The sequence below is a fragment of the Amycolatopsis sp. A133 genome, from assembly GCF_031082405.1.
In the GTDB taxonomy this organism is placed as follows: domain Bacteria; phylum Actinomycetota; class Actinomycetes; order Mycobacteriales; family Pseudonocardiaceae; genus Amycolatopsis.
The window spans coordinates 1-17079 of the sequence record NZ_JAVHJU010000057.1 but is presented as its reverse complement, the minus strand read 5'-3'; the positions used below and the strand labels follow the sequence as shown (position 1 = coordinate 17079).

The window sequence follows — 17079 nt, the reverse complement described above, 5'->3', positions numbered from 1 at the left end:
GGGAGGGGCCGCCCGCGTGATCAGGCGGGCATCACGCGTGACTGGAGGGGCATCACGCGTGATTGGGCGGGCATCTCAGCCGACGCGGATGCGGGGGTCCAGGATGCCGTACAGGAGGTCGGCGAGCAGGTTCGCCACGATGACGCTCGCCGCGATCACCACCAGCCAGCCCATCAGCACCTGCGGGTCGTTCTTGTTGACCGCCTCCACCAGCAGCGTGCCCATGCCGTGCCAGTTGAACACCGTCTCGGTGATGATCGCGCCGGTCACCGTGGCGCCGAAGTTGACCGAGAACAGCGTCATCACCGGGATCAGCGCGTTGCGGAACGCGTGCCGCCAGATCACGCGGCTGTTCGAGACGCCCTTCGCGCGCGCTGTACGGACGTAGTCGGCGCCCAGGACCTCCAGCATCGACGCCCGCTGGAACCGGCTGTAGGCGGCGAACGTGATGGCCATGATCGACAGCGTGGGCAGCAGGAACGCGCCGACGTACTTCGCGAGCGCGTCACCCACCCCGGTGGCCGAGAGGCTCTCCGGGCTCGTCGTCCGCAGCCACGGGTCGCCGAGGACGTCGGACAGGCCGAGGTCGCGCACCCAGATGTTGGCGCGGATCGCGTAGCCCTTGAGGACGATGGCGACGCAGAAGATCGGCATCGAGAACATCAGGAACGCCAGCGTCGTCGCGAGGTAGTCCCAGATCGAGTACTGCCTGACGGCGGCGAGGACACCCACCAGCACCCCGAAGATCAGGGCCAGCACCGACGCCGCCAGCACGAGCTCCAGCGTCACCTTGAACGCGGCCATCACCTTCGGCTGCACCGGGGTGAACGCGTTGCCCTGCGCGATCGAGATGCCCCAGTCGCCGGTCAGGAAGTGCCCCAGCCAGCTGAAGTAGCGGGCGAGGACGCTCTGGTCCAGGCCGAGCTTGTGCTCGGTCTCGGCGATCGCCGACGCGCTGATCCCGGGTTTGCTGCGGAGCTCACCGAGCGGGTCGCCGGTGTTGGAGACCATGACGAAGCAAAGGAACGTGCCGACCAGCAGGACCGGGATGGAGATGGCCAGCCGGCGGAACACGTAGAGCACGAGATTCATCCGAAACCCCCAGGTCCGGCGATCTTCGGGCGAAAACGGACGCGGGGGCGACCGGAACCGGTCACCCCCGCGTCGCGCGTTCAGGCCTTCATTCTCCGCTGGCGCGGGTCGAAGGCGTCGCGAAGACCGTCACCGATGAAGTTGATCGTCAGTGAAATCAGCACGAGCACGACGAACGGCCCGAAGAACAGCGCCGGCCGCGTCTGCAGCTGGGCGTAGTTCTCCAGGATGACGCGGCCGAGCGAAGTGTCCGGCAGCTGGACACCGAGGCCGATGAACGACAGCGCGGCTTCCGCCAGCACGGCCTGCGCGACCGCGAGGGTCGCGTTGACCGTGATGCTGCCGACCATGTTCGGCACCAGGTGCTTGAAGATGATCCGGAACGTGCCGGCCCCCGAAGCGCGCGCCGCGTCCACGAACTCGCGCTGGGACAGCGACATCGCCTCGGCCCGGGTGATCCGGGCGATCTGCATCCAGCCGAACGCCGCCAGCACCAGCGCGACGATGTACCAGGAGCCGCCGCCGAACACCTTGGCGAGGATGGCCGCCGCGGCGATCTGCGGGATGATCAGGAACAGGTCCGTCACCCGGGAGATGGCCGAGTCGGAGAACCCGCGCAGGTAGCCGGCGATCGCGCCGAACACAACGCCGATCACCGTCGCCAGGATCGACACCGTGAGCGCGATCAGCAGCGAGTACTGCGTGCCGCGCAGCACCTGCGACACCATGTCCTTGCCGACCTGCGTCGTCCCGAGCGGGAACTCGCTGCTGGGCTTGGCGAACGAAGCGAACGAGCTGTCCTGGTAGCCGTGCTTCCAGAAGATCGGCATCAGGATGCTGACCAGCACGATCAGGAGCAGCACGGCCGTCGACGCCATCGCCAGCTTGTGGTGCAGGAACTTCCGCAGGACCAGCTTGCCCTGGCTCCGCGGTTCCGGCAGCGCTTCCGGCGGCAGCGTGCCTTCGGCCGCGGCGGTCTCGGTCGCGAGAAGAGAGTTCAAGTCAGCCAACGCGAATCCTCGGGTCCAGGATGCCGTACATCAGGTCGGCGATCAGGTTGGCGACGATGACACTGCTGGCGATCACGACGAGCCAACCCATCATCACCTGAGTGTCGTTCTTCGTGACGGCTTCCACCAGCAATGTGCCCATACCGTGCCAGTTGAACACCGTCTCGGTGATGATCGCCCCGGCGAGGACCGAGCCGAAGTTGACCGAGAACAGCGTCGACACGGGGATCAGGGCGTTGCGGAACGCGTGCCGGAAGATGACCCGGCCGTTGCCGAGGCCCTTGGCCCGCGCGGTGCGCACGTAGTCCGAGTTCATCACCTCGAGCATCGAGGCGCGCTGGAACCGGCTGTACGCGGCGAAGCTGATCGCCATGATCGACAGGGTCGGCAGCAGGTACGCGCCGATGGTGCTGGTGATGAAGTCGCCGACGCCGTCGGTCTTCAGCTGCTCCGGGCTGGTCGTGCGCAGCCACGGGTTGCCGAGGACGTCGGACAGGCCGAGGTCGCGGACCCAGCCGTTGATCTCGATCGCGTAGCGCTTCAGCACGATCGCGACGCAGAAGATCGGCATCGAAAAGAGCAGGAAGGCGAGGGTGGTCGCGAGGTAGTCGATGATCGAGTACTGCTTCACCGCGGCCAGCACGCCGACGATGATGCCGATGATCAGCGCGAGGATCTCGGCGCCGACGACCAGTTTCAGGGTGACGCCGAACGCGGCCATCACCTTGGGGGCGACCGGCGCGAGGGCGTTGCCCTGCGCGATGGAGATGCCCCAGTTCCCGGTCAGGAAGTCACCGAGCCACGTGAAGTAGCGGGGCAGGATGCCCTGGTCGAGACCGAGCTTGGCGGCCGTGGCGGCCAGCGCTTCCTTGCTGATGGTCGGGTTCTGCCGCAGCTCGCCCAGCGGGTCACCGGTGCCGGCGACCATGACGAAACACAAGAAAGTCCCGACCAGGAGGACGGGAATCGATATCGCCAGACGGCGAAGGATGTAGATCACCAGGTTCAACGAACTGCTCCTCATCCGGGCCTGGTCGTCAGAAGTGCGCTGGACCGCTACCCGGTTGTCTACCGTAGTGGCGGTAACCCTACGGTCAACAGCTACTTCCGGTGGGTACCGGGGCCCGGCTCGTGGCCGGACCCCGGTACCTCCCAGGTCATCTGGAGCGAGGGGAAAGAAGAGTCGGGACGAGCCCTACTTCTTCTGCTCCCACTCGCCGGCGTTCCACAGGACACCGTCGTACGACTGCATGTAGACGCGGTCGATGCCCTTGAACGCCCACATGCTCGGCGTCTGGAACAGCGGCAGGGTCGCGTAGTCGTCGGCGATGGCCTTGTCGGCCTCCTGGTACTTCTGCAGCTTGACCTGCTCGTCGGTCGCCTTCACCGCGGCGGTGTACGCCTCGTCGATCTTCGGGTCGCACAGAGCCTGGTAGTTCTGCTCACCACCGTTGTCCGGGCAGACGTAGATCGAGCGGGACTCCGCCTTGAACGGCTGGGCCGACCAGCCGAACAGCGCGACGTCGTAGTCACCGGTCGAGACGCGGCCACCCTTGAGGAAGTTGGCGTCGGTCTCGTCCTTGACCTCGATGCCGGCCGCCTTGGCCTGCGAGATGATGATCTCGACGGTCTGGCTGCGGCGCGCGTTCTGGTTGTGCGTGATCTTGAACGAAGCGCGCTGGCCGCCCTTGGCGAAGATGCCGTCGGCGCCCTTGGCCCAGCCGGCGTCGGTCAGCGTCTTGGCTGCCGCGTCGGCACCCAGGCCGGCCTTGCTGCTGTACAGGTCGGTGTAACCCTCTTCACCCTGGAAGAAGACGACGCTGTTCAGCGGCTCCGCGTCCGCCTGGACCTCCTTGAGCAGCTTGTCCGTGATCTCCTTGCGGTTGACCGACTCGAGGAACGCCTTGCGGAGGTCCTTGTCGGCGAACATGCGCTTGAAGTTCAGGTCGAGGTGCTCGTAGGTCAGCTGCGGGGCCGAACCGTAGACCACACCCTGCGCCGCGAGGCCCTTCATCGTCTGGGCCGCGGTGGCGTCCGGCTGGGTCGACGCCGCAACGTCGATCTCACCGTTCTGCAGCGCGGTCGCCATGGCCTTGGTGTCTTCCATGGCCTTGATGACGATCTTCGACGGGCCACCCTTGCCGCCGACCCAGGTCGGGTTCTTCTCGAGGGTGACGGCCTTCTGGTTGGCGTCGAACGCGGTGATCTTGTACGGGCCCGACGACGGCATGATGTCCGCCTTGAAGCCCTTCCACTCGTTCGACCAGAAGTCACCGGCGGCCTTGATCTGGGCCGGGTCGCCGGTCGGGGCCAGCTTGGAGATGTCGGCGATGCCGGTCTTGGCCTCGAGGACGTGCGCGGGCATGATCGCCGGCGCGTTGAACAGGCCCTTGTAGTCGAGGTAGGGCTCGCTGTAGTCGGTGACGAAGGTCAGCGCGTCCTTGCAGGTCGCCGTCTTGATCAGCGAGTAACCGGTGGTCGAAGCCGAGTTGAACGGGTTCTTGCCGTCCGGGCCCTTGGCCAGGCCGCTCTGCGACAGCCACGCCAGGTACAGGTCCTTGCAGTCGTAGGCCTGACCGTCCGACCACTTGATGTTCGGCTTGATCTTGTAGGTGACCTGCTGCGGGTCCTTCTGCGTGATGTCCCACGAATCGAAGACATCGCTGTTCAGCAGCACCTTGTTGTTGCCGTCGAGCTTCAACGTGCCGGAGAGCACCGCGGTCAGCACGTAGTTGTTGTACGAGCTGTTGGTGTCCGGGGTCTGGTTGTTGTACCCCGAGTACCCGTCGTCGATACCGATGGTGACGGTACCTTCGTACGGCTGCGTGGACGCGAGCTTGAACAGGTCACCGGTCTCGGCCTTGCCGACAGCCATCGCCTTGACGTCGGTCGACGATCCGTTCTGGTCGGTGTTGCCCGAGCCCGAATCGCCGCCGCTGCAGGCGCTCAGCAACAGCGAGGCGCCGGCAACGAGCGACAAAGCGGAGACTGCTTTGGATCTCCTCATGAAGTGTGCCCTCCTAGCACTGAGCCCTTGAATATCGGGACAAGGGCCCACACCGCTCCGGTTTGGATGGGCCGGAGCCTACGACACGCCAAGCGACACTCAACTGGCGCACTGCGGGAGCACGCTAGAAAGGAAAAGTACCGACAGTCACCAGTTCAGGGTCGATCGTGACCAAAGGGTGACTTCCAGTCGACATCCAGAAATACGACGGTTACCTCACGGATTCACAGCGCCCCACTCGAAGGCGTTGGTAAAGATCACCCGGTAGTACTGAATGCGTAGCCAACCGATTACTTCGGGCCGCGAGTCCAGTTCACCGCCGACCCGAACGGGCCCACCATGGGGGGACCGGGGGTGACGCCCGAGATGCCCGATCCGATCGCCAGGGTGTCAGCCAATTGGAACAGCGGAATCACCACGTTCTGGCGCCAAAGTTCAGGCTCAAGAGTGGTGAGCGCTTCGGTGAGCGGGGTCGATCCGGACAGCGCCGCGTCGATCGAGGCCTGCAGCGCCGGGTCGCAGAACCCGGCCGCGTTGCCCGGGACGACGGGCTTGGTCTTGTCGACGCCCGCGGCCGTCTGCTCCGGGCGGCAGCCGAACGTCGACGCGAGCACCGACGCGGTGTCGCCGCCGACCGCCTGCGGGACGACGGCGATGTCGACCCCGACGTTGCCCGCCGAGTCGCCGGTCGGCTGCTGGACGCCGGCGACGACCGGCATCGCGAGCAGGCCGCTGAACAGGTCGCGCGGCTGCGGCGTGATCGCGTTGACCTCGATGCCCTGGGCGGCGAGCTCGCTGGTGAGCTCCTTCGCGATCGTGGCGTACGGCTCCTGGGTGCCCGGCGAGGCGATGACCAGCGAAAGGGCCTTGCCGTTCTTGCGCCAGGTGCCCGCGGTCTTGGTGTAGCCGGCCGCCTTGAGCGACTCCTCGGCCTTGGCGACGTCGGGCGCGGTGGGCGGCCCGGCCGGGATGGTCGCCGCGTAGCCCTTCACCGACGGCGCCGTCACCTGCGCGTCGGCGTGGAGCGCCGACGACGGACCGCCGTTGACGCCTTCGGTGATCAGCTTGGTGCGGTCGAGCAGCGCGGCGATGCCGGCGCGGACCTGGGCGTCCTGCAGCGTGGCGCTGACCGGGCGCAGCAGCACGCCGGCCACCAGCGGGCGGGCCACGGTGTGCAGCCGCACCGACGAACCGAGCTCGCCGAGCAGCTTGAGCTCGTCGCCGGTCGTCCTCGCCAGCGCGAACTGGTCGTTGCCGCTGCGCAGCGCGGCCAGCAGCGTGTTCTGGTCCGATCGGCGGAGCACGATCCGGTCGATCGCGGCGGGCTTCTCCCAGTAGCGCTCGTTGCGCTCGAGGATGACCTCGCCGCGCGCGGTGTCCAGGCTCTTGATCGAGAACGGGCCGGCGACGGCCGGGAAGTTCGCGGCGAGCGCGCCGCGCCAGCCGTCGGGTGCGTCCTTGAGCAGGTGGGCGGGCAGCAGGTCGGAGAACAGCGTCTGCCAGCCCGGGTACGGCTTGGCGAAGGTGACCTCGACGCGCTTGCCGCCTTCGCGGGACTGCAGGTCGGTGATCTGGCGGTAGCCGGCAGGCTCGATCACGCCGGGCTGGTCGCGCATCTGGGTGCGCAGGTAGTCGAAGTCCTCGGCGGCGATGGGGGCGCCGTCGGACCAGGAGGCGTCCGCCCGGATCTCGTAGGCCACCACGAACGGCTGCTGCGAGACCACCTGGGCGGACTTCATCAGGTTCTTGTCGAGCTGGGTGGTGCCGTCGTCCTTCTGGCGGAACACCGAGGGCAGCAGCAGCTGCGAGAGCGCGGAGGTGACCTGGGACGAGTCCGCGAGGTTGTGCGGGTTGTACCCGCCCAGCACGTCGTCGACGCCGACGACGATCTGCGACGGCGTCTTGCCGGTGCTGGACACGGGCGCGACCGACGACGACACGACCGGGGGTGGCGGGGTGTTCGAGCAAGCGGTGAGCAGCACGGCCGCGAGTGCCAGTACCGGCACCGCCTTGCGATTCACCCGCACGCCCATTTCCTCCCAGTTTCTCCACGATCGGGTCAGTCATGCTCCCACGACCGCCTTCGCCGCCGGAACCGGGATTCCCATACCCGGATCGGCCGCCCCCGCCGCCCCAAGGTGGCCGGTATGGGGAAGGACGCGCGACGGACCGTCCGGGTTCCCGGACCGTTCCGGAACGGCGGAACGAACACGGGCCGGACACGGGAAGGGTTCACCCCGGTGGTCGGCACCAGGCGATGAGGCCGCCGGAACCCCTATAAAGATATAAGGAGAAGGACAGCGCAGTTCGTGACGATGTGTCCGCACCCACCCACCCAGCGTAAAGGGTCAGGCACAAAAAAACCTCCCGGCAGCGAGTACCGGGAGGTCTTTTCGAGGCTTTGCCGGGTCAGGCGTTGTCGCGGCTCTTGGCGCGCGAACGCTCCTTCGCGCGGGTGTTGACGTCCAGGGTGACCTTGCGGACGCGGACCACCGCGGGTGCGACCTCGACGCACTCGTCGACCGAGCAGAACTCCAGCGCCTCTTCCAGGCCCATCTTGCGCGGGCGGGCCAGCGTCTCCATCACGTCGGCGGAGGACTGACGCATGTTCGTCAGCTTCTTCTCCTTGGTGATGTTGATGTCGAGGTCCTCGAAGCGCGGGTTCTCGCCCACGACCATGCCCTCGTACACCTCGGCGCCCGGCTCGACGAAGAACGTGCCGCGGTCGGCCAGCTGGATCATCGCGTACGCGGTGACCGGGCCGGTGCGGTCGGCGACCAGGGAGCCGCTGTGCCGCGTGCGGATCTCGCCCGCCCACGGGAAGTAGCCCTCGAACACGTGGTTCGCGATGCCGGTGCCGCGGGTCTCGGTGAGGAAGTCGGTGCGGAAGCTGATCAGGCCGCGCGACGGGAGCACGTACTCCAGCTTGATCCGGCCGGTGCCGTTGCCGCTCATGTCCTCCATGCGGCCCTTGCGCGCCGCCAGGAGCTGGGTGATCGCGCCGAGGTGCTCCTCCGGCGAGTCGATGTACAGGCGCTCGAACGGCTCGTGCAGCTTGCCGTCGATCGTGCGCAGGACCACCTGCGGCTTGCCGACGGTCAGCTCGAAGCCCTCGCGCCGCATCTGCTCGACGAGGATGGCCAGCGCCAGCTCGCCACGGCCCTGGACCTCCCAGGTGTCGGGGCGCTCGGTCGGCAGGACGCGGATGCTGACGTTACCGATCAGCTCCTGGTCGAGGCGGGCCTTGACCAGGCGTGCGGTGACCTTGTCGCCGCCGTTGCGCCCGGCCAGCGGCGAGGTGTTGACGCCGATGGTCATCGAGATCGCGGGCTCGTCGACGGTGATCCGGGGCAGCGCCACCGGGTTGTCGGAGTCGGCGAGGGTGTCGCCGATGGTGATCTCCGGGATCCCCGCGATGGCGACCAGCTCGCCGGCGCTGGCCTCGGTCGCCGGGACGCGGGTGAGCGCCTCGGTGACCAGCAGCTCGGAGATGCGGACGTTCTGCACCGTGCCGTCTTCGCGCATCCAGGCCACGGTCTGGCCCTTGCGCAGCTTGCCGGCGTGGATGCGGATCAGCGCGATGCGGCCGAGGAAGTTGGACGCGTCGAGGTTGGTGACCAGCGCCTGCAGCGGCGCGTCGAGGTCGGCGGCGGGCGGCGGCACGTGCCGGAGCAGGGTCTCGAACAGCGGGTCGAGGTTCTCGCTGTCGGGGATGTCCCCGTCGGCGGGCTGCTCCAGGCTCGCCTTGCCGGCGCGGGCGGAGGCGTAGACGACCGGGAGGTCGAGGATCGCGTCGTGGTCGGCGTCCTCGATGTCGCTGGCCAGCTCGAGCAGCAGGTCGTGGGTCTCCTCGACGACCTCGGCGATCCGGGCGTCGGGGCGGTCGGTCTTGTTGACCAGCAGGATCACCGGCAGGCCGGCCTCGAGGGTCTTGCGCAGCACGAACCGGGTCTGCGGGAGCGGGCCCTCCGACGCGTCGACCAGCAGGACGACGCCGTCGACCATGGCCAGGCCGCGCTCGACCTCGCCGCCGAAGTCGGCGTGGCCGGGGGTGTCGATGACGTTGATCGTCACCTGGCCCTCGGGCGTCTGGCGGTGGATCGAGGTGTTCTTCGCGAGGATCGTGATGCCCTTTTCGCGCTCGAGCTCCCCCGAGTCCATCACGCGGTCGACGAGTTCGGCCCGCTCGGCGAAGGCGCCGGACTGGCGCAGCATCGCGTCGACAAGAGTCGTCTTGCCGTGGTCGACGTGGGCGACGATCGCGACGTTGCGCAGGTCGGGCCGGGTCTTACCGGTCGGCCGGCCGGTTTCGACGGTAGCGCTGGCTGCGGGCACGCGAGAACTCCTGAACTTCAAAGGTGTGGGTGGCCGCGCAAGCCGTCAGGCATCCCGTGACCGGCTCTGGTCACACGCGGACCTCACCCAGGATACCTGCCACCCCATTGTGAGCGGCCCCACGCCCCCTCCACGGTTAGGCTGACCTAACGTGGGAACCCGGTGACAGTCGGCGATCCGGAAGGTGCGTGCGCGTGGGCAAGAAGCCGAAAGACCCGCGGAAAGTCGTGCGCAAGCTGATGAAGGCCGGCAAGGTCAAGAAGAAGTGCTGCCGGTCCAAGCCGCGCTGCAAGAAGTGCCCGGTATTGGCTCTGAAGAAGGCGAAGCTGGATCTGGCCGCTTAGCGGGTGACGGCTTCGTTGATCTGCCGCAGCTCGGGAGCGGTCTTCGTCGGCGAGAACTCGATGACCTCGTACTGCGCGAGGTGCTTCACGCAGAACGGGTCGGACGCCAGGATGGCGTCGAGCTTCCCGCGGGACATCGGCCGCGTGATGATCACGCCGCCGGTGCGCGGGTTCCGCCGCCCGGAAGCCAGGAAGTGGCCGTGCTCGTACTGCTTGTTCAGCCACTCGGCGTGGTCCGGGAGCGCGTAGTCGATTTCCTCGATCGGGGCCGTGTAGTTCAGCAGGACGACATACATGGTTAAGACCGTAACTCCGCCGGTGCGCTTCCGCGTCCGGACGATGCGAAGTGGTGACGGATCGGGTTATAGTCGGCGCCATGCACGCGCAGACCGCCAACTGGTGGCCGCCCTCGGCGGCCGTCTAGTCCTGCGCTGATCACCAGCGGCCGCCCCGGACGGGCGGCCTTTTTTGTGCCTTCTGCCGGGGTGGTCCCACCTCGAAGGGGAAGCACCCATGAGCAAGCTGTCCGGGATCACGCCGTCCGGTCACGTCCACCTCGGCAACCACCTCGGGGCCGTCCGCCGCTGGGCCCGCGAAGGCGGCGCGGACGACCTGTACTTCGTCGCCGACCTACACGGCATGACGACGCCGCACAACCCGGCGAAACTCCGATCACTGGCGAGGGAGCAGCTCGCCGTGCTGATCGCCGCCGGCATCGATCCGGAGCGGGTGTTCGTCCAGTCCGACCTGGCCCGCGAGCTGGGCGCGCTGACCTGGGTCCTGGAGTGCACCTGCAACTACGGCGAAGCCGCGCGGATGATCCAGTTCAAGGAGAAGTCGAAGGGCCAGGCCGGGGTGCGGCTGTCACTGCTGACCTACCCGGCGCTGATGGCCGCGGACATCCTGCTGCAGGGCGCGGACGAGGTGCCGGTCGGCGAGGACCAGCGGCAGCACGTCGAGCTGACGCGGACGCTCGCGAAGCGGTTCAACAGCACCTACGGCGAGGTGTTCACCGTCCCGCAGGCGGTGCTGCCGCCGGCGGGCGCGCGGGTGAAGGACCTGGCCGACCCGACGCGCAAGATGTCGAAGTCGGCGCGGGACGCCGTGGGCGTGGTGTTCGTGCTCGACGAGCCCGACCAGGTCCGCCGCAAGATCCGCCGCGCGGTCACCGACGGCGGTTCGGTGCCGGTCCACGCCCCGGAGACCCGGCCGGGGATGGCGAACCTGCTGGAAATCCTCGCCGCGTGCCGGGGCGGGTCACCGGCGGAGCTGGCCGACGAGTTCTCGTCGTACGGAGCCGTGAAGGACGCCGTCGCCGACGCGGTGATCGAGGAGCTGCGGCCGCTGCGCTCACGGGCGCTGGCGCTGCTCGACGACGTGTCGGAGCTGGACCGGGTGCGGAAGGGGGGCGCGGAGCGGGCCAGGGAACGCGGCTCGCACCGGCTCGACGCGGCCCTGCGGATGATCGGCGCCGCTGCGCCGATCGGGTGACCAGTCCGGCCGCATGACCTCGTAGCAACGGTCACGTGCCGAGCGCGGGGCGGCCTACTTTTGGCCGGACCGGTCACCGAGCAGCGCGCGGAAGGCCGGGAGCAGGATCCGGTCGGCGGGCAGCCAGTCGACGTCGTCGAGGTCGTCGGGCCCGAGCCAGCGCACGGCTCGGTGCTCGACGGCCCGCGGCTCGTCCCCCGGCGAAACGAGCTTCGCGGCGTAGATGCGGAGGACCCGGCCGCCGGGCAGCGGGATGTCCTCCCCGACCCGGCCGCCGACCTCGACGACGACGTCGAGTTCCTCACTGCACTCGCGGGCCAGCGCGAAGGCCTCGGACTCCCCCTCCTCGACCCGGCCGCCGGGCAGCTCCCACTGCCCCGCGTGCTTCGGCGGCCAAGCCCGTTGCTGGGCCAGCAGCTTGCCGTCGCGCACCAGGGCGGCTCCCACGATCACAGCGTTCACAGTCCCGGAACCTACCCGGAAGCCCCGCGCAGGCCGCCCACCGGCTCCGCCCCGCTCCGGCTCCGGCCCGGTGCCGCTCAAGCGCCCCAATGTGGCGTTGGTTGCGTCCAACGCACCGAACGCCACATTGGGTGCGTCTGATGCACCGAACGCCACATTGGGGCGCTTGTCAGCCGGATGGGGCCGCGCGCCAGACGACCACGAAGCGGGCGCCGCCGTCCGGGGACTCGCCCACCTGGACGCGGCCGCCGCGGCGCCGGACTGTTTCCGCCACCATCGCCAGGCCCAGGCCCGTGCCGCCGGACGTCCGGGCCCGGTCGTCGGCGATGCGGTAAAACCGGTCGAAGACCTTCTCCCGGTGCTCCGGCGCGATGCCCGGGCCGTCGTCGTCGACCACCACCCGCACCGAAGACCGCGTCGCCAGCACCGACACCACGATCTGCCCGCGCGCGTACCGGCACGCGTTGCGCAGCAGGTTGTCCAGCACCAGCTCCACCTCGGCGTGCGCGGCGGAGGCCCAGGCCTGCGGGACCGCCGTGCTCGCCCGGGTCTCCGGCGCCCCCGCCGGCAGGCGCGCCACCGCCGCGCGGACCTCGCTGACCAGCTCGACCGGCTCCGCGGGCGGCACCTCCCCCGCGTCCGAGCGGGCCAGCGACAGCAGCCCGTCCAGCAGCGACGACAGCCGCTCGGCCTCCGTCAAGATGTCCGACAGCGTCTCCTGCGCCAGCTCCGGATCGGGGTTGGTGACGGCGACCTCGGCCTGCACCCGGATCGACGCGACCGGCGAGCGCAGCTCGTGCGCGGCGTCGCCGGTGAAGCGCCGCAGCCGGTCGCTGGCCTGCTCCTGCCGCTCCAGCAGCGCGTTGAACTCCTCCGCCAGTGCCCGCAGCTCGTCGTGCGAGTCCGGCAGCGCCAGCCGCGACCCCGGCGGCAGCGACCGCACCGAACCCCGCATGCGCGCGACCGGGCGCAGCGCCAGGCGCACCACCAGCCACGTCGCGAAGCCCGCCACCAGCGCACCGACCGACGCGACGACCACCAGCCACACCCCGCCGTAGTGCACCGCGGCGGAGAACCCGACCAGGCCGGCGCCGGCCACGACCAGCCGTTGGGCCCCGTCCGGCGCCGTGACGACCGTCCCCAGGTACCGCGCGCCGTCGCTGCGCACGGGCTGCCCGGCCTTGAGCGACGAGACGTCCGAAGCGGAGAGCCCGGTCGGGGTGCCCCCGTCCACCGGCGTGCCCGCGATGTCGAGCACCCGCAACGTCACCGGAGCGGCCCCGGACAGCGGACGGCCCGCGCTCACCTCGGCACCGGCGGGGCCGAGCGCGCCCGTCAGCTCGCGGTCCACGGAGTCGATGAGCAGCGGCGAGAGGCTCGACGCGGCCAGCGCCGCCAGCCCGAGCAGGCAGACCAGGGTGATCGTCGCGGCCAGCACGGTGATCCGGGCCTGCAGGGTCCGGCCCCGCCACCACGAGATCACGGGGTGATGACCTCGTCGAGCCGGTCGTCGGACGCGAGGTAGCCGTGCCCGCGCACGGTCCGCAGCAGCGCGCCGGCCCCGACCGCGTCGAGCTTGCGGCGCACGTACCCGACGTAGACCTCGACGAGGTTGCGGGTCACCGCCTGCTCTTCACCCCAGACCGCGCGCAGCAGCTCGTCCTTCGTGACGACCGTGCCCGCCCGGCCGACGAGCACCTCCAGCAGCGCGAACTCCCGCGGGCTCAGCCCGACCTCTTCGTCGTGCCAGTGCACCTGCCGCAGCCCGCGGTCGACCGCCAGCGCGCCGAGCCGCAGCGTGCCGCGGCCGGCCTCCGGCCCCGCCCGGCGCAGCACCGCGCGGACCTGGGCGACCAGGACCACGAACGAGAACGGCTTGACGAGGTAGCCGTCGGCACCGAGGTCGAGGCCGTCGGCCTGGTCGATCTCGCCGTCCTTGGCCGAGACGAGCAGCACCGGCGTGGTGACGCCGTCCTTGCGCAGCCGTTCCAGCACGCGGTAGCCGGACAGGCCGGGCAGCATGATGTCGAGCAGGATGACGTCGAACGAGCCCGTGCTCGCCAGCTGCAGGCCGGTGGGCCCGTCCGCGGCCGTGACCACGTCCATGTCCTCCGCGCGCAGCCCGCGTTGCAGGGCCTTCCGCACGCCCGGTTCGTCGTCGACCACCAGCACCCGAGGTTTCACGAGACTCATCATGGCCGGTTTGCGCAGGTCGTGCGTCGGTTCTCAGCGCGATCTCAGCGTGGGAGGGAGAACCTTCAGGGGTATCTCAGCCTCGAGAGTGAAGCGTCGGAGCCAGGGAGCCGGGCACACTCGAGCCCGGGAACACCACAGGGAGAGACGCATGAAACCGAAGACGAAGGGCATCACCGCCGCGGTCCTCGGCACCGCGCTCGGTGCCGGCGGGCTCGCGTTCGTCGCGATGCCGGCCAGCGCCGACGACAAGCCGGCGCTGCCGCAGGTGAGTGCCGAGGACCTGGTGCAGTCGGTGGTCAAGGCGAAGCCGGGCGCGTTCGACGGCACGCTGAAGGTGAGCAACGACCTGGGCCTGCCCGCGATCGGGAACGCGGTGCCGGGCGCCTCGGCGCTGAACATGGATTCCGCGCACATCTTCACCGACGGCGCGGGCAAGAGCCGGCTGGCCGTCACGCAGGGGGCGACCCAGGAGACCGTGGTCCACGACGGCACCACCGTCTGGGACTACAGCTCCAAGTCGAACACCGCGACCAAGGTGACCATCCCGGCCGACGTGGCCCAGCAGAAGGGCGCGGGCAGCGACAAGACGGCCGACCCGCTGGCGGCTTCGACCGAACTGCTCGCGAAGGTCCGCGAGAGCAGCACGGTGTCGGTCGACGGCACCGCGACGGTCGCCGGCCGCCCGGCCTACGAGCTGGTGCTGACGCCGAAGCCGACCGAGCGGACGCTGCTGCGCGAGATCCGCGTCGCCGTCGACTCGCAGACGCGGATGCCGCTGCGGGTGTCGGTGCTGAGCAACGGCACGGCGACGCCGGCCCTCGAGGTCGCCTTCACCGAGATCGAGTTCACGCAGCAGCCGGCCGACCTCTTCACCTTCACCCCGCCCAAGGGCGCCAAGGTGCAGGAGAAGACGCCGACGATCGACCAGCAGCACAAGGACCTCGCCGAGCAGGCGAAGCAGGACGTCGAGGTCGTCGGTGACGGCTGGGACACCGTCGTCACCGGCAAGGTGCCGGCGGACGCGCTGAACGCGGCGCCGAAGCAGCAGGGTCGTGAGAGCCGCGGCGGCAACGCGGACCCGAAGGCGCTGCTCGAGCGCTTCGCCAAGAAGGTCAACGGCACGTGGGGCAGCGGCTACCTCGTCACCACGAAGGTGGGCAGCGCGGTGCTGACCGACGACGGCCGGTTCGCCGCCGGCGCGGTGCCGGAGCAGGTCCTGTACGAAGCGCTGGGTCAGAAGTGACCAGCACGGCCCTCCAGTCCGGGGCGGACGTCTCTTCGGAGGCGTCCGCCCCGGCGGTCCCGCTGGCCGCGCGCACCCGGGGGCTGCGCAAGGTCTACGGCAGCACCGTCGCGGTGGACCACGTCGACCTCGACATCCCGGCGGGCGCGGTCGTGGGGATGCTCGGGCCGAACGGCTCGGGCAAGACGACGACGATCCGGATGCTGCTCGGCCTGGTCCGGCCGACCGAGGGCGAGGTCGAGTTGCTCGGCCGTCCGATGCCGGACGCCGCCGCGCACGCGCTGCCGGACGTCGGCGCGCTGGTCGAGGGGCCGGGCTTCCACCCGTTCCTCTCCGGGCGCGACAACCTGCTGCGCTTCGCCGCGGCGGAACCGCGGCTGGCCTCGGCCGGGATCCCCACCGCGGTGGACACGGCTTTGGAGCGCGTCGGGCTGACCGGCGCCGCGCGACGGCGGTACAAGGGGTATTCGCTCGGCATGAAACAGCGGCTCGGACTCGCTTCGGCGTTGCTGGTGCCGCGGAAGATGGTCGTGCTCGACGAGCCGACCAACGGCCTCGACCCTGCGGGTACCAGGGAGATCCGCAGGATCGTCGCCGAACTGCACGCCGAGGGCGTCACCGTGCTGGTGTCGTCACACCTGCTGGCCGAGGTCGAGGCGACGTGCACGCACGTCGCCGTGCTGCAGACGGGCAACGTCGTCGCGCAAGGCGAGCTGGCGGAGCTGCTGGAGTCCGGGAACGCGGCCCTGCTGGTCCGCACGCCGGACGCGGAACAGGCGGTGGAAGTGCTGCGGGAGCACCGGATCGGCGCCCGGCTCACGCCGGACGGCATCCGGGCCGACCTCACCGCGGCCGAAGCGCCCCGGGTGCTGCAAGTCCTGGTGGGCGCGGGGGTCGCGGTCCACGAGGCGACGCGGGCCCGCACCGGCCTGGAAGACCTGTTCGCGCGGCTGACGGAGGGGGCGGAATGACGGCGGTTCTCGAGGCACCGGCGGTCCGCACGGGCCACGACACGGTGCCACTGCCCCGGCTGCTGGCCGCCGAACTGCGCTGGATCTTCCGGCGGCCGCGCACCCTCGCCGTGCTGGGCCTGCTCGCGCTGATCCCGGTGATCATCGGCGTCGGCCTGACGCTGGTGGACGACAACCCGAACGCCGGCGGCGGCCCGGACGACGGCGGCGAAGCGCTGCTCGCGTCCGCGGTCAACAACGCGTTCGTGCTGCCCATCGCGGCGATCGTGATGTCGCTGGCGCTGCTGCTGCCGCTGGCCTCGGCCATGGCGGGCGCGGACGCGATCGCGGGCGAGACGTCCCACGGCACGCTGCGCGGCTGGCTGATCGCGCCGGTCGGGCGGGGCCGGCTGCTGGCGGTGAAGGCCTTCGGCGTCGCGACGGTGTCGGTGGTCTCGGTGCTGGCGATGTGCGTCACGGGCGTGGTGACCGGCCTGATCATCAACGGCACGGATTCGCTGTTCACGTTGTCGGGCACGACGTTGTCGCTGGGCGGCGCGCTCGCGCGGCTGCTGCTGGTGGCGGGCTGGGTGGTGCTCCAGCTGTGGGCGGTCGGCGCGGTGGCGCTGGCGATCTCCAGCTGGACCGAGCACCCGATGCTGGTGGTGGCCTCGGTGCTGGCGGCCGACATCGTGTTCACCATCCTCGGTTTCCTGACCTCGCTGGACTGGCTGCACCCGTTCCTGCTGACGCAGAACTGGTCGATGGCGCCGGCGGAGGTGCTGCAGGACCCGATGGGCACGCAGATGCTGGGCGAAGGGGCGTTGCGCGCGGCTTGTTACATCGTGATCGGGCTGTCGCTGGCCTACGCGAGGCTTTCGACCCGCGACGGCTGAGACCGGTCGTGAGTGGTAAGGCGGGTTCTATGACCAGCGGGCCAGGGAAAGGT

15 protein-coding genes are annotated in these 17079 nt (G+C 69.7%); 5 read left to right on the top strand and 10 right to left on the bottom strand.

The genetic code is table 11. The annotated features are described in order from the left end of the window. Positions 1 to 75: 75 nt before the first annotated feature. From Q5425_RS32620 to typA, 6 genes are all read right to left on the bottom strand, one after another. The gene (locus Q5425_RS32620) at positions 76 to 1092 is read right to left on the bottom strand and encodes an ABC transporter permease (protein WP_308676197.1); all 1017 of its coding nucleotides are present in this window, start codon (positions 1090 to 1092) and stop codon (positions 76 to 78) included. Positions 1093 to 1172: 80 nt separating this feature from the next. Further along, complete coding sequence (locus Q5425_RS32615) at positions 1173 to 2102, bottom strand: ABC transporter permease (protein ID WP_308676196.1); 930 nt, start codon at positions 2100 to 2102, stop codon at positions 1173 to 1175. After that, positions 2095 to 3111: an ABC transporter permease gene (locus Q5425_RS32610; protein ID WP_308676195.1), complete on the bottom strand. Its 1017-nt coding sequence runs from the start codon at positions 3109 to 3111 to the stop codon at positions 2095 to 2097. The genes Q5425_RS32615 and Q5425_RS32610 overlap by 8 nt, the downstream gene beginning before the upstream one ends. A gap of 186 nt (positions 3112 to 3297) precedes the next feature. Then, the gene (locus tag Q5425_RS32605; protein ID WP_308676194.1) at positions 3298 to 5109 is read right to left on the bottom strand and encodes an ABC transporter family substrate-binding protein; all 1812 of its coding nucleotides are present in this window, start codon (positions 5107 to 5109) and stop codon (positions 3298 to 3300) included. 290 nt (positions 5110 to 5399) lie between these two features. Beyond that, complete coding sequence (locus Q5425_RS32600; protein WP_396135289.1) at positions 5400 to 7142, bottom strand: ABC transporter family substrate-binding protein; 1743 nt, start codon at positions 7140 to 7142, stop codon at positions 5400 to 5402. A gap of 376 nt (positions 7143 to 7518) precedes the next feature. After that, positions 7519 to 9444, bottom strand: coding sequence for a translational GTPase TypA (typA, locus tag Q5425_RS32595; protein WP_308676192.1), 1926 nt, complete (start codon positions 9442 to 9444; stop codon positions 7519 to 7521). Between the two features lie 194 nt (positions 9445 to 9638). On the opposite strand from typA, the gene Q5425_RS32590 reads away from it, so the two are divergent. Continuing rightward, positions 9639 to 9788: a hypothetical protein gene (locus Q5425_RS32590; RefSeq protein WP_167455137.1), complete on the top strand. Its 150-nt coding sequence runs from the start codon at positions 9639 to 9641 to the stop codon at positions 9786 to 9788. Here the strand turns inward: Q5425_RS32590 and Q5425_RS32585 are convergent. Next, entirely contained in the window at positions 9785 to 10084 is a 300-nt protein-coding gene (locus tag Q5425_RS32585) for a YciI family protein (protein ID WP_308676191.1), read from the bottom strand. The two genes, Q5425_RS32590 and Q5425_RS32585, sit on opposite strands and share 4 nt — an antisense overlap. 217 nt (positions 10085 to 10301) lie before the next feature. Between Q5425_RS32585 and trpS the strand changes: the two genes are divergently transcribed. Next, complete coding sequence (gene trpS / locus Q5425_RS32580; RefSeq protein ID WP_308676190.1) at positions 10302 to 11279, top strand: tryptophan--tRNA ligase; 978 nt, start codon at positions 10302 to 10304, stop codon at positions 11277 to 11279. A gap of 54 nt (positions 11280 to 11333) precedes the next feature. Here trpS and Q5425_RS32575 read toward each other — a convergent pair whose 3' ends face one another. The 3 genes from Q5425_RS32575 to Q5425_RS32565 form a co-directional block, all read right to left on the bottom strand. Next, positions 11334 to 11741, bottom strand: coding sequence for an NUDIX domain-containing protein (locus tag Q5425_RS32575; RefSeq protein ID WP_308676189.1), 408 nt, complete (start codon positions 11739 to 11741; stop codon positions 11334 to 11336). A 169-nt stretch (positions 11742 to 11910) separates the two neighbouring features. Next, positions 11911 to 13224, bottom strand: a complete 1314-nt coding sequence (locus tag Q5425_RS32570) for a HAMP domain-containing sensor histidine kinase (RefSeq protein ID WP_308676188.1) — start codon at positions 13222 to 13224, stop codon at positions 11911 to 11913. Next, complete coding sequence (locus tag Q5425_RS32565) at positions 13221 to 13937, bottom strand: response regulator transcription factor (RefSeq protein WP_308676187.1); 717 nt, start codon at positions 13935 to 13937, stop codon at positions 13221 to 13223. Before Q5425_RS32565 ends, Q5425_RS32570 begins: the two co-directional genes overlap by 4 nt. Before the next feature lie 148 nt (positions 13938 to 14085). On the opposite strand from Q5425_RS32565, the gene Q5425_RS32560 reads away from it, so the two are divergent. Genes Q5425_RS32560 through Q5425_RS32550 form a run of 3 tightly spaced genes read left to right on the top strand, consistent with a single transcriptional unit; the run spans position 14086 to position 17026 of the window. Further along, on the top strand, positions 14086 to 15180 hold the full coding sequence (locus Q5425_RS32560) for a sigma-E factor regulatory protein RseB domain-containing protein (RefSeq protein ID WP_308676186.1): 1095 nt from the start codon (positions 14086 to 14088) through the stop codon (positions 15178 to 15180). Beyond that, on the top strand, positions 15177 to 16151 hold the full coding sequence (locus Q5425_RS32555; RefSeq protein ID WP_308676185.1) for an ABC transporter ATP-binding protein: 975 nt from the start codon (positions 15177 to 15179) through the stop codon (positions 16149 to 16151). Before Q5425_RS32560 ends, Q5425_RS32555 begins: the two co-directional genes overlap by 4 nt. After that, positions 16148 to 17026 carry an ABC transporter permease subunit gene (locus Q5425_RS32550; protein WP_308676184.1) on the top strand — a complete coding sequence of 293 codons (879 nt, stop codon included), beginning with the start codon at positions 16148 to 16150 and terminating at the stop codon, positions 17024 to 17026. The genes Q5425_RS32555 and Q5425_RS32550 overlap by 4 nt, the downstream gene beginning before the upstream one ends. The last annotated feature ends 53 nt before the right edge of the window (positions 17027 to 17079 follow it).

Coding starts and splice junctions, on each gene's coding strand:
- Q5425_RS32620 (WP_308676197.1), bottom strand. CDS start 1,092: ATGAATCTCGTGCTCTACGTGTTCCGCCGGCTGGCCATCTCCATCCCG.
- Q5425_RS32605 (WP_308676194.1), bottom strand. CDS start 5,109: ATGAGGAGATCCAAAGCAGTCTCCGCTTTGTCGCTCGTTGCCGGCGCC.
- Q5425_RS32600 (WP_396135289.1), bottom strand. CDS start 7,142: ATGGGCGTGCGGGTGAATCGCAAGGCGGTGCCGGTACTGGCACTCGCG.
- Q5425_RS32585 (WP_308676191.1), bottom strand. CDS start 10,084: ATGTATGTCGTCCTGCTGAACTACACGGCCCCGATCGAGGAAATCGAC.
- trpS (WP_308676190.1), top strand. CDS start 10,302: ATGAGCAAGCTGTCCGGGATCACGCCGTCCGGTCACGTCCACCTCGGC.
- Q5425_RS32565 (WP_308676187.1), bottom strand. CDS start 13,937: ATGATGAGTCTCGTGAAACCTCGGGTGCTGGTGGTCGACGACGAACCG.
- Q5425_RS32560 (WP_308676186.1), top strand. CDS start 14,086: ATGAAACCGAAGACGAAGGGCATCACCGCCGCGGTCCTCGGCACCGCG.
- Q5425_RS32550 (WP_308676184.1), top strand. CDS start 16,148: ATGACGGCGGTTCTCGAGGCACCGGCGGTCCGCACGGGCCACGACACG.